Origin of the sequence: Azospirillum sp. B4 (assembly GCF_000333275.1) — a bacterium.
Classification (GTDB): Bacteria; Pseudomonadota; Alphaproteobacteria; order Azospirillales; family Azospirillaceae; genus Nitrospirillum.
Map to the genome: position 1 here is coordinate 1 of NZ_BACU01000021.1, position 11,714 is coordinate 11,714.

12 protein-coding genes and 1 pseudogene are annotated in these 11,714 nt (G+C 68.9%); 5 read left to right on the forward strand and 8 right to left on the reverse strand.

Translation table 11 applies throughout. The features are described from left to right. The coding region (locus tag I55_RS00610) for an SDR family NAD(P)-dependent oxidoreductase (RefSeq protein WP_044558478.1) at positions 1–462 on the forward strand (462 nt) is incomplete at its 5' end. Between the two features lie 174 nt (positions 463–636). Here I55_RS00610 and I55_RS00615 read toward each other — a convergent pair. The 4 genes from I55_RS00615 to I55_RS00630 all read right to left on the reverse strand — a co-directional run bounded on the left by I55_RS00615 (position 637) and on the right by I55_RS00630 (position 4,369). Further along, positions 637–1,137: an SRPBCC family protein gene (locus I55_RS00615; RefSeq protein ID WP_044558479.1), complete on the reverse strand. Its 501-nt coding sequence runs from the start codon at positions 1,135–1,137 to the stop codon at positions 637–639. Continuing rightward, positions 1,121–1,477, reverse strand: a complete 357-nt coding sequence (locus I55_RS00620; RefSeq protein WP_044558480.1) for a helix-turn-helix transcriptional regulator — start codon at positions 1,475–1,477, stop codon at positions 1,121–1,123. The genes I55_RS00615 and I55_RS00620 overlap by 17 nt, the downstream gene beginning before the upstream one ends. A 127-nt stretch (positions 1,478–1,604) precedes the next feature. Next, complete coding sequence (locus I55_RS00625; protein ID WP_044558491.1) at positions 1,605–3,044, reverse strand: glutamine synthetase family protein; 1,440 nt, start codon at positions 3,042–3,044, stop codon at positions 1,605–1,607. Continuing rightward, positions 3,044–4,369 (reverse strand): aromatic ring-hydroxylating dioxygenase subunit alpha, encoded by a 1,326-nt coding sequence (locus I55_RS00630; protein ID WP_044558481.1) that lies wholly within the window; start codon positions 4,367–4,369, stop codon positions 3,044–3,046. The genes I55_RS00625 and I55_RS00630 overlap by 1 nt, the downstream gene beginning before the upstream one ends. A 294-nt stretch (positions 4,370–4,663) precedes the next feature. On the opposite strand from I55_RS00630, the gene I55_RS00635 reads away from it, so the two are divergent. Next, the gene (locus I55_RS00635; RefSeq protein WP_252180964.1) at positions 4,664–5,266 is read left to right on the forward strand and encodes a TIGR00730 family Rossman fold protein; all 603 of its coding nucleotides are present in this window, start codon (positions 4,664–4,666) and stop codon (positions 5,264–5,266) included. Between the two features lie 54 nt (positions 5,267–5,320). On the opposite strand, the pseudogene I55_RS00640 reads toward I55_RS00635, so the two are convergent. From I55_RS00640 to I55_RS00655, 4 genes and pseudogenes are all read right to left on the reverse strand, one after another. After that, positions 5,321–6,798 (reverse strand): annotated as a pseudogene (locus I55_RS00640) (aldehyde dehydrogenase family protein). Continuing rightward, on the reverse strand, positions 6,795–7,211 hold the full coding sequence (locus I55_RS00645) for a DUF3830 family protein (protein WP_044558483.1): 417 nt from the start codon (positions 7,209–7,211) through the stop codon (positions 6,795–6,797). Before I55_RS00645 ends, I55_RS00640 begins: the two are co-directional and overlap by 4 nt. Before the next feature lie 21 nt (positions 7,212–7,232). Next, positions 7,233–8,429 carry a cystathionine beta-lyase gene (gene metC, locus I55_RS00650; protein ID WP_044558484.1) on the reverse strand — a complete coding sequence of 399 codons (1,197 nt, stop codon included), beginning with the start codon at positions 8,427–8,429 and terminating at the stop codon, positions 7,233–7,235. A gap of 28 nt (positions 8,430–8,457) precedes the next feature. Next, a complete protein-coding gene (locus I55_RS00655) occupies positions 8,458–9,240 on the reverse strand; it encodes an SDR family NAD(P)-dependent oxidoreductase (RefSeq protein ID WP_044558485.1) in 783 nt (260 codons plus the stop codon). A 192-nt stretch (positions 9,241–9,432) separates the two neighbouring features. Here I55_RS00655 and I55_RS00660 point away from each other — a divergent pair, with 192 nt between their 5' ends. From I55_RS00660 to I55_RS00670, 3 genes are all read left to right on the forward strand, one after another. After that, positions 9,433–10,662 carry an NAD(P)/FAD-dependent oxidoreductase gene (locus tag I55_RS00660; RefSeq protein ID WP_044558486.1) on the forward strand — a complete coding sequence of 410 codons (1,230 nt, stop codon included), beginning with the start codon at positions 9,433–9,435 and terminating at the stop codon, positions 10,660–10,662. Positions 10,663–10,714: 52 nt separating this feature from the next. Then, a complete protein-coding gene (locus tag I55_RS00665; RefSeq protein WP_044558488.1) occupies positions 10,715–11,017 on the forward strand; it encodes a 2Fe-2S iron-sulfur cluster-binding protein in 303 nt (100 codons plus the stop codon). A gap of 195 nt (positions 11,018–11,212) precedes the next feature. Then, positions 11,213–11,714 (forward strand): 2-oxoglutarate and iron-dependent oxygenase domain-containing protein (locus I55_RS00670; protein WP_044558490.1); only part of this gene is annotated, 502 nt, incomplete at its 3' end.

The window sequence follows — 11,714 nt, forward strand, 5'->3', positions numbered from 1 at the left end:
GACAATGTCATCGCCACCAACCTGCGGGCGCCCTTCATCGTGCTGTCACGCCTGCTGCCCGTCATGCGGGCGGCCAAGGGCGGGCGCATCGTCAACATCGGCGGCAACCACGGCATGCGCGGCCGCGCCGGCCGGTCCAGCTACAGCGCCTCCAAGTGGGGACTGCGCGGCCTGTCGCGCAGTGCCGCGCTGGAGGCCGGGCCCGATGGCGTCACGGTGAACTACATCGCCCCCGGTCCCGTCGCCGTGCCCCGCATGAAGGCCGCCTGGCGCGCCCGGGCGGAGCAGGACGGCGTCAGCGAGGATGAGGCGCTGACCCGCTACGTCGCCAACATGGGCATTCCCCTTGGCCGCCCCAGCGAGCCCTCGGACATCGTCGCCATGGTCCTGTACCTGGTGGGTCCCGGCGGGCGCAACATCACCGGCCAGGAGATGGTCATCGACGGCGGGGCGACTTTATAGCGGCCTCAGGCGCCGGCGGGGCATCCGCCCCTTGGCTATCCTCAGTTTCCAGTCCACTTCGTTCCCCGGAAACTTCCGGCGGACGCGGTCGCGTCCTACAACGGCATGAGTTACAAACTCATGCCGTTGGTATTGAGAGCGGACGTTCCCTTGAGGTGAGTTTTTAGACCAGCACTACGCGTCCATGCTGGGAAGCAAGTCGCCGAGCTGATCCAGCTGCTCCGGCAATGCCGTCGCCGAGCCCTGGAGCGCCTCCTCGAGCGCCTCATTGGACGGATAGGCTTCGTGGAAGGTCAGCAGCGTCCTGCCGCCGAGGTTCTCGAAGGTCACGGTGGTGATCGCGCCCTCTTCGCCCTCGTCGTTGGTCCAGACGATGCGCTCGTTCGGCACCACCTCAAGGTACTTGCCGTGGAAGGCCATGGTGGAATCGCCGGCGGCGAATTCCAGCCGGTACTTTCCCCCGGTCCGGACGTCCAGATCGCATGACACCAGCGAGATGCCGGGTACCGATTTCGGCACCCACCAGCGCTGGAACAGCGCCGGCTGGCTCCAAGCCTTGTAAACCGTGCCCGGCGGCGCGTCGAATATCCGGGTCACGACCAGTTCGCGATCGCCCTTGCGCTCGACCGAGGTGGGGTTCCGCGCGCCACCGGCGCCGTCAACGTTTTGAGTCATCGCCTTCCTCCTGTTTCATTTCATTGAGGATGTCGTCCAACGCGTCGAAGCGGGCCTCGAAGAGCTTGCGATGCGCCTCGATCCACGCGGCCTCCGCCGAGAGGCCACGGTTGCCCAGCGTGCAGGTCCGCACCCGTCCGACCTTCCGCGTGACCACCAGCCCCGCCCGCTCGAGAACCTGGATGTGCTTCTTCATGCCGGTCAGCGTCATCTGGAACTGATCGGCCAGACTGGTGATCGACGCGGCCCCGCGCCCAAGCCGTTCGATGATCCCACGGCGGGTGGCATCGGATAGCGCGGCGAACGAGAGGTCGAGGGGAAGATCTAAATACTGAACCATGCGGTTCAGTGTATGGCCTGCTCACAGGAAACGCAAGCGGTCCCGACTGCCGTGACGCCGCTTGCGCACAAAGGAAAACGCCCCGGCCAGGCGACCGGGGCGCTTCCTTATGGAACGGATGGGACCTTCAGAAGAGATCGAAGTATTCGCGGTGTTCCCAGTCGGTCACCGTGCTGTTGTAGCGGGCGACCTCGGCGCGTTTGATCATCAGGAAATGATCGACGAAGGCGTCACCGAAGCCCTGGCGCAGGACCGCGCTGTGGTCCAGCAGGACCAGGGCGGATTCCAGGCTGGTGGGCAGGGCGTCGGCCTCGGCCATGTAGGGGCTGTCGACGGCGGGGGGCGGCTCCTCCCCGGCCGTGATGCCGGCCAGGCCGGTCAGCATCTGGGACGCCAGGTAGAGATAGGGGTTGGCCGCCGGCTCCCCGATGCGGTTCTCGATGCGGGTGGCCCCCGGTTCCCCACGCGCCAGCACGCGCAGCAGGGCGCCGCGGTTGTCCTCCCCCCACGCCACCCGGTCGGGCGCCAGGCTGTTGGCGCGGTAGCGCTTGTAGCCGTTGATGGTGGGGGTGCTGAAGGGCGTGGCGGCCGCGGCACCACGCAGCAGGCCGGCCAGGAACAGCCGGCCGGTGTGGGACAGCCGGGGCGATCCGTCCTCAGCCGCGAAGGCGTTGGCGCCGGTCTTGCGGTCGCGCAAGGACTGGTGCAGATGCCAGCCACTGGACATGGCGTTGGGCAGCTGCGGCCGGCACATGAAGCTGGCGTGGTAGCCGTGGCGCCGGGCGATCTGTTTCACCGCGTTGCGGAACAGGATCATGTCGTCGGCCGGCTGGATGCCGCCGCCGGGGCTGAACACGAACTCGCACTGGCTGGGCCCGAACTCCAGTTCCAGCGAATGCAGCGGCAGGCCCAGGGCCAGGCAGTCGCGCCGCAGGATGTCCAGCACCGGTTCGATCTGGTCGAAGCGCTGCTCGGTCAGGTAGGCGTAGCCCTGGTGCAGCAGGGTGACTTCCGGCGGCGTGCCCGGCTGCCCGGAATCCGCAGGGGCCAGCTTGGGATCCACCAGCCGGGTCAGGTGGAATTCCACCTCCAGCCCGCTGATATAGTCGAAGCCCAGGTCGCCCAGCCGCGCCGCCGCCGCCTGCGCGATCCGCCGGGTGGACAGGGCCACCGGCCTGCCGTCGGCGTGGTAGAGGTCGCACATCATCCAGGCGGTGCCGGGTGCCCAGGGCAGGTGCTGGAAGGTGGCGGGATCGGGCACCATGACCACGTCGCCGCCGCCCTGCAGGTCAGCGCTGCCGATGCCGGCCCCGGCCGTGAACACCGGCACCACCGTGCGGTGGGCGGTGTCCTTCAGCAACAGGGTGGAGGTGATGGCGCAGCCGTCGCGCAGGGCCCCCGGCACGGCGCCGGGCAGCAGCGTCTTGCCGCGCAGCAGGCCGTGCATGTCGGGGAAGGACAGGCGCACCTGCCGCACCTCCCCGCCCTTGAGGTGGCCCAGCACCTCCTCCGCCTGCCGCCGTTGGTCGTCCGTCCACAGGCCGTGGCGTTCGATGAAGGCCGGCATCAGGCGCTGGCCTTCACGGGCGCCGCCCAGGGCGCCTGCGCCCGGCGGCGGGCATCGGTGCGTTGCCAATAGGCCTGGATGTCCTCGCCCGCCTTGGCGACACCGTCCACGGTGGCGGGGCCGGTGACAGCGGCCGCCCCGGCGGCGTCCAGCACCAGCAAGGGCGCCTCGCCTTGATCGGATTTGCGCATCTGGCTCATCAGCATCATGCGGTAGGCGACGATGGCCTTGTCGGTCGTACCCAGGTGCTCGCGCGTGCGGTCCTGGATGCGGCCCTGGCTTTCCACCGCCCACTGGTCGTGGACATTGATGTCCTCCCCCATGCCGGTGTAGGTGCGGCTGCGCTGTTCCACCACGTCATAGCCGTAGTCGTTGTGGCGACCCAGGCGCGGCTTGTAGTCGGGCAGGGTGTAGAGCTGCAGGCGTTGGCGGCGCATCTCCTCCTTGTTCACGGGCTCCGCGAAGCCGGTGAAGGCGGCGTACCAGTAGCAGCTGACGTCGTCGATGGGCACGTGCCACTGGGTGATGGTCATCGTCTCCGACAGGGGGATGACGAAGGCCTGGGGGAACAGCAGGTTGGTGACGCGGACATGGGTGTCGCCGGTGTTCAGCGCGCGCAGCGAGGTCAGGCGCAGGCCGATGTCCGTCTTCTCCACGGCTATGTCGGGGTTCTCATACTCCCGCAGCACCTGCGTCATGGTCATGTCGCTGTCGGCGGACTGGGCGCGGAACTGGCGGCCATAGCTGCCGGCCGCGTCCTCATCCTCGAAGAAGCGGTGCAGGAAGCTGGCGTGCGCCGGGTCGATGCCGACCTCCAGCGCCTGCAGCCAGTTGCAGTCCAGATAGCCCTTGAAGGCGAAGACGTGGCTGTCGGGGGCGATGAAGCAGTCGAGATCCGGGAAGGCCGGCGCCTCGCCGTCGCCCAGATAGCCGAAGATCATGCCGCTCTTCTCCACCACCGGGTAGGCCCGCTGGTGGATGCGGGTGCACAGCTTGCTGCCCGCCGGCTCACCCGGGGTCTCGAGGCAATTGCCGTTCACGTCGAACAGCCAGCCGTGGAACAGGCAGCGCAGACCACCCCCCTCCAGCCGGCCGAAGGCCAGGTCGGCATTGCGGTGGGGGCAGTCGCGGTCCAGCAGGCCCAGGCGCCCGGTCTCATCCCGGAACAGCACCATGTCCTGGCCCAGCACGCGCACCGCCTTGGCGGGGCGGGCACCCTCCAGTTCCTCCACCAGGGCGATGGGCTGCCAGTAGCGGCGCAGCAGCTTGCCCAGCGACGTGTCGGGGCCCGACCGGGTGATCAGCGCGTTCTGTTCGGGAGTCATGCGGTTGCTCCTGTTCTTCCTTGGTGCCAGGCGGCCCTATGCGGCGCCGCGCGCGGGTTCGTGCCCGCGCGCGGCCGGTTTGAGTGTTTGGTTGAAAGCGGGACCCGTGCCAGTCATTCGCGAGGTCGCGTCAAGCGCCCGCGTGGTTTTCCTGAGTATGCACCCGGGGCGGCACCGGGCCCGTTGCCTAAACGGCGGCAGGGCGATGCCGAAACAAACCTGCCGGCGCGTTGTACAGGCCCCGGCCCCTGACCTATGCTTTGACAGCTCGTTCCACTAGGGATGCCTTACGACATGAGTTCGGAAACGCCTGCCACCGCCACGCGCACGGTGAAGAATATCGCGATTTTCTGTGGGTCGAACACCGGCCTGGGCGATGCCTACAAGGACGCCGCCGCCCAGTTGGGCGCCACGCTGGCGCGCCGGGGCATCGGCATCGTCTACGGCGGCACGCACAAGGGTCTGATGGGTATCCTGGCGGACGCCGCCCTGGCGGAGGGCGGGCACGTCCACGGCGTCATCACCCGCCGCCTGTTCGAGAAGGATCACCTGCACCAGAAGCTAAGCCTGCATGAGATCGTGGATGGCATGCGGGCGCGCAAGGAGCGGATGCTGACCCTGGCCGACGCCTGCATCGCCCTGCCGGGCGGCATCGGTACCACCGAGGAGTTCATGGAGGCCTGGACCCTGAACCAGCTGGGCGACATCGACAAGCCGGTGGGCCTGCTGAATGTCGGTGGCTATTTCGACGCCTTCATGGGGTTCATCGACACCATGATCGCCCAGCGCTTCCTGCCGCCGGAACATCGCGCCGGCATCGCCCTGGCCCCAGACGCCGACGGCCTGATCGACCAGCTGCTGGTCTTCCGGAAGCCTACCGTGGCCAAGTGGCTGTGATGGGGAATCAGCGGCATGAGGGTTGCCCTCATGCCGCTGTGGGCCCCGATTGGATCAGCGAGAGCTGATCCACAGGCTCTTGGTCTCGAGGTGTTCGTCCAGGTGGGCACGGCCGTATTCGCGGCCGTAGCCGCTGGCCTTCATGCCGCCGGACGGCATGGCCGGGTCGATGGCGTTGTAGCAGTTGACCCAGACCGATCCGGCGCGCAGACGCCGGCCCAGGCGATGGGCCCGGCCCACGTCGCGTGTCCATACCCCGGCGCCCAGGCCGAAGGGCGTGGCGTTGGCGCGGGTGACGACCTCGTCCTCGGTGGTGAAGGGCAGGGTGGCCAGGATGGGGCCGAAAATTTCCTCCCGCACCGCGCGCATGTCGTCGCGCGCGTCCACCAGCACGGTGGGCGGGAAGAAGAAGCCCTGGCCGTAACCGGCGCCGTCCAGGCGGGCGCCGCCGCTGATCGCCGTGGCGCCTGCCGCGCGGGCGTCGTCCATATGCCCGCAGACGCGGGCCAGTTGGCGGGCGCTGACCAGGGGACCCAGGTCGGTTTCCGGATCCATGCCGTCACCGATGCGCAAGGTCTGGGCGATGTGCGCCACCCGGCCGGCGAACTCCCGGTGCACGGATTGCTCGACGAACAGGCGGGTGCCGGCGCTGCACACCTGGCCGGAATTGGCGAAGGCGGCGATGACGGCGGTGCGGGCCGCGGCGTCCAGGTCGGCGTCGGCGAAGACGATGTTGGGCGACTTGCCGCCCAGCTCCAGCGACAGCTTCTTAAGATTGCTCCCGGCCGCCGCCGCGATGGCGCGGCCGGTGGTGTCGGAGCCGGTGAAGGCCAGCTTGTCGATGCCGGGATGGGCGGCCAGGGCGGCGCCCGCCTCCGCCCCGAAACCGGTGACGACGTTGAAGACGCCGGGCGGCACGCCGGCCTCCTCCGCCAGGCGGGCCAGCATCAGCGGGGCGAGGGAAGCGTCCTCCGCCGCTTCAGCACCAGGGTGCAGCCGGTGGCCAGCACGGGGCCGAGCTTGAGCACGGAGGGCCACAGCGGCCCATTCCACGGGATGATGGCGCCGCAGACGCCCACGGGCTCCCGCAAGGTGCAGGCGAACATGTCGGGGTCGGAGGTCTGGGCCGTCAGCCCTTCGATCCCCCGCGCCATGCCGGCGTAATAGCGCAGCAGGTCGACCAGTAGGGCCACGCTGCCGCGCGTGTGCCGGATGGGCGACCCCATCTCCAGCGTGTCGATGCGGGCGAAATCCTCCGCGTTCCGCTCCAGCAGGTCGGCCAGGCGCAACAGCAGACGCTGCCGATCGGACGGGGAGAAGCGGGGCCAGGCGCCGTCCTCGAACGCCGCGCGGGCCGCCGTGACGGCGGCGTCCATGTCGCGCGCCGTGCCGCGCGCGATGGTGGCCAGCACCTGGCCGTTGGCCGGGTTCAGCGTCTCGAACGTCGCGTCCGCCGCCTGCCAGCGGCCACCGATGAACAGGGCCTTGGGCTGGCCGTCCAGGAAAGGATGCCGGGGGGAGGAGGGGATCATGCGCGGGGCCGGAAGCTGATGGGCTGCGCCCCTTCCCACAGGACCTTATGGCCCAGCGCGGGCAGTTGCCCCTGGCCCTCCACGATGGTCAGGAAGTGGTTGCCGGCCAGGGGCCCCAGCTTGCTGGCGAAGGCGACGCCGCCATAGGCCAGCAGGATCTCGGTCTCGCTGAAGCCGCCGGGATAGAAGATGAACTGTCCCGGCGCCGGGTAGCGGGTGGCGTTTTCCCACGGCAGGTCATAGGGCGTGTCGCCCATGGGGATCCAGCAGCCCTCGCCGCTCCACCGCACGTGGATCAGTCTCTCGTCATAGGGCTGCATGGCCAGGAAACGGGCGCAGGTGACGGGCGCCAGCTCTTCCTCCAGCCGGGCGGCGAAATGGAAACCGCCGGCGGTGATGTCGATCAGGGTCATGGAATTTTCCTAGGGCTGGGGTCAGCGGGCGGCGGCCAGGCGGGCAAAGCCCCGCTCCAGGTCGGCGATCAGATCCTCCGGATCCTCCAAGCCGACATGCAGGCGCAGGGAGGGGCCCGGCGCCTCCCACGTGACGGCGGAGCGCAGGTCGGACGGGTATGTCGGCACCACCAGGCTTTCATAGCCGCCCCAGCTGTAGCCCAACTTGAACAGGTCCATGTGGTCCAGCATGGCGGCGAACTGCGTGTCGGTGCAGGCGTTCAGCACCACGCCGAACAGGCCGGAGGCACCGTCGTAGTCGCGCTTCCAGATAGCGTGGCCGGGGTCGTCGGGCAGGGCCGGGTACATCACCCGCGCCACTTCGGGGCGCTGCTGCAGCCACAGGGCCACGCGTAGGGCCGATTCCTGGTGCCGCTTCATGCGCAGCGCCAGGGTGCGCAGGCCGCGCAGGGCCATGTAGACATCATCCGGCCCGCCGCAATAGCCGGAGCCGGAGGCCGTCTTCTTCACCGGGATGAAGGCTTCCTCCGTGCAGACGGCGATGCCCAGCATCAGGTCGGAATGGCCGGAGATGTACTTGGTGGCCGCGTTGACCGACACGTCCACGCCGTGCTCCAGCGGCCGGAAGCACACGGGCGAGGCCCAGGTGTTGTCCATGATGGTCTTGATGCCCCGCGCCCGGCACAGCTTGGTGATGGCCGGCACGTCCGTCATCTCGAACGTCAGGGACCCGGGGGATTCCAGATAGACAACCTTGGTGTTGGGCTGGAACAGCGCCTCGATCCCCGCCCCGATGGTGGGACGGTAATAGGTGATCTCCACCCCGAACTTCCGCAGGAAATCCTCGCAGAAGGCGCGGGCCGGGCCGTATAGGCTGTCGACGATCAGCAGGTGGTCGCCGGCCGACAGGAAGGCGGTGAGCGAGGCGCAGATGGCGCCCAGGCCGCAGGAGGTGGTGACGGCGCGGTAGCCGCCCTCCAGCAGGGTCACGGCGTCCTCGAAGGCGCGGGTGGTTTCCGTGCCCTCACGACCGTAGGTGAAGCCGACGTAGGCGCCCGAGGCCCGGTCCTTGCGGGTTTCCAGCAGCGCTTCCACGCTGTCGAACAGGACGGTGGAGCAATGATAGACGGGCGGGTTCACGACGCCGTGATTGGCCTTCGGGTCGCGGCCCGCGTGCAGGATCTGCGTTTCGCGCCGGAAGCCGGTCAAATCACTCATCTTTCATGCTCTCCCTATACAAACCGCATTAAATCACCATGCCGGCGTCGACGACGATGTCCTGGCCTGTCATCATACGCCCGCCCGGGCCCAGAAGGTGCAGCATGGCGGCGGCGACGTCGTCCTCGCCGACCAGCCGACCCAGCGCCGTGCCGGCGGTGAAGCGCTTCAGCGGCGCGTCCTCGGGCTCGCCATTGGCCGCCGCAGACTGGCGGAACAGACGGCGCAGCCGTTCGCCGTCCACCCCGCCTGGCGATATCATGTTGATGGTGACGCCATGCGGGGCGGCGTCCAATGCTGCGGACCGCACCAGGCCGCGCAGCGCCCATTTTGAGGACGCGTAGACGGAGAAGCCCGCCACGCCCTTGTGGCCGTAGGTGCCGCCGATGACGATCACCTTGCCGCCACCCCGGGCCACCATGCCGGGCAGGGTGGCGGTCATGCCGTTGAGCACGCCCAGCACATTGGTGTCGAAGCAGTGGCGGTATGTCGCGGCGGACGTCTCCCACACCGGCTTGCGCGCGGAACTGACGCCGGCGGCGCAGACGGTGATGTCCAGGGGACCCAGGCGCGCCTCCGCCTCGGCGGCGGCGGCCGTCATCGCCTGTTCGTCCGTCACGTCGGCGCTCAAGGCGCAGGCCATGCCGCCCCGGGCCTGCAGGCTTTCGAACGCTTCGGCGCCGGCTTTTGGATCGCGCCCGATGACGGCGACGGCGCAGCCGGCATCCACCAGGGTGCGGGCCAGCGTCAGGCCCAGCCCCCGCGTTCCCCCCGTCACCAGCGCCACCTTGCCCGTCAATGCCCGTTCCATGCGTCCGACCTTGAAGCCCTCATGTTCCCCATGATGACTAATGCGCGGGCCAGGCCGGCAAAAGTGATCATTTGGCCACGGTGTTCGTAGAAAAAAGCACCGCCCCGGCCTCTTGCGTTGCCGTAATCATCAACAGCACCGCCCGGCAGGCCAGACCGGCGGCGCTATGACACAGCTTGGCGGATAGGAAACATGCACCACGACGTCCTGATCGTCGGCGCGGGGCACGGTGGGGCCCAGGCGGCCATCACCCTGCGCCAGCGCGGCTACGCCGGCAGCATCGCCATCGTCGGGGCTGAGCCGGAGCCGCCCTACGAACGTCCGCCCCTGTCCAAGGATTACCTGTCGGGCGCCAAGCCCTTCGAGCGCATCCTCATCAGACCCGCCGCCTTTTGGGAGGGGCGGGGCATCACTGTGTTGCCCGGGCGGCGGGTGGTGGCGGTGGACCCGGCGGCCCACGCCGTGACCACGGCCGATGGCGCTGTCCTTGGCTATGGCCAGCTGATCTGGGCGGCGGGCGGGGAGGCCCGGCGGCTGGCCTGCGCCGGGGGGGACCTGGCGGGCGTCCACACCGTGCGCACCCGGGCGGACGCCGACCGCATGCGGCTGGAGTTGCCGGCGGTGGAGCAGGTGGTGGTGATCGGCGGCGGCTATGTCGGGCTGGAGGCGGCGGCCGTGCTGCGCGCGGCGGGCAAGCGCGTCGTCCTGCTGGAACAGGCGGATCGGGTGCTTTCCCGCGTGGCGGGAACGGCGCTGTCCCGCTTCTATGAGGGGGAGCACCGCGCCCAGGGCGTGGACATCCGGCTGGGCGCGCGGGTGGAGGCCATCCTCGGCGACGGGCGCCAGGCCACCGGCGTGCGCCTGGGGGATGGCACCCTGATCCCCGCCCAGATGGTGGTGGTGGGCATCGGCATCACCCCGGCGGTGGAGCCGCTGCTGGCGGCTGGGGCTGAGGGCGGCGACGGCGTCGCGGTCGACGCCTTCTGCCGGACCTCGCTGCCCGACATCCGCGCCATCGGGGATTGCGCCCAGCACGCCAACGCCTATGCCGGCGGCCAGCGCATCCGCCTGGAATCGGTGCAGAACGCCAATGACATGGCCATCACCGTGGCCAAGGCGCTGACCGGTGCCGCGGAGCCGTACCACGCCGTGCCGTGGTTCTGGTCCAACCAATATGACCTGAAGCTGCAGACGGTGGGCCTGTCGGCCGGCCATGACACCGCCGTCCTCCGGGGCGCCCCGGCGGCGCGCAGCTTTTCCATTGTCTATTTCCGCGCCGGCCGGGTGGTGGCGCTGGATTGCGTCAACGCCATCCGCGACTACACCCAGGGCCGCGCCCTGGTGGAGGGCGGCGCGCGCTGTGACCCCGCCGTTGTCGCGGACATCACCGTTCCGCTGAAGGACCTGGCCGCCGCCGCGTGACCGGTTCCATCTCTCGCCTGGCTTCATTTTTTCCTGGGGGATAAGGACACCCATGCCGATCATCACCGTTGTCAGCCGGGACGGCACCGGCCGCGCCGTCGAGATGGACGCGGGCATGACCTTGATGGAGGGCCTGCGCGACCATGGCTTCGACGAACTGCTGGCCATGTGCGGCGGCTGCTGTTCCTGCGCCACCTGCCATGTCTACGTCGAGCCGGCATCGGTGGCGACAGGGGAGGAGGAGGACCTGCTGGCCCTGTCCGCGCATCGCCGCGACACGTCGCGCTTGTCCTGCCAGATCACGCTGACGCCGGACCACGACGGTCTGCGTGTGGAAATTCCACCAGAGGATTGACCGGTGATTTTCCTGCCGAACCAAATATTGCGCCGGCCGGATATAACAACAGTGATCATTCGGCCACGGCGCCGTCAGGAAAAAGCACCGCATTGCCTTGCCGTGTTGCCGTAATCATCATCACGGGTGGGCCGTCCGTCCTTGAGGCGCGGCGGTCTGATGGGGCGGGCTCGACTAATAGTCTCGGAGGTTGAAATGAGCAGAAGCGAACGCAGCGCGGACGATATTGCCGCCGCGAGCGCCATTTCCCTGGCTGAATTACCCTTGATCGACTTCGCGCCCTTCCTGTCGGGTGACGCCGCCGCGCGCCGCCGGGTGGCGGCCGAGATCGCGCACGCCTGTGAGGAGATCGGCTTCTTCTACCTGGCGGGTCACGGCGTGCCGCAGGCGACGGTGGACGGCATCTTCAGCCAGGCCGACGCCTTCTTCTCCCGCGACAAGGCGGGGCGCCGCACGGCCATGGCCACACCGGACTGGTATCGCGGCTGGATACCGGCGCCGGAGGCCCAGCCCCTGTCGCGCAACACCCGCATGTTCGAGCAATACCGCCTGCAGCACGAATGGCCGGCCGATCCGCGCGACATGCAGCACGCCGCCATCTTCGACAAGCCAACCGCTGGCCGGACGACATGCCGGCCTTCAGGCAGGCCAGCGAGGATTACTGGCCGCGATGCTGACCTTCTCTCGAGAGCTGCTG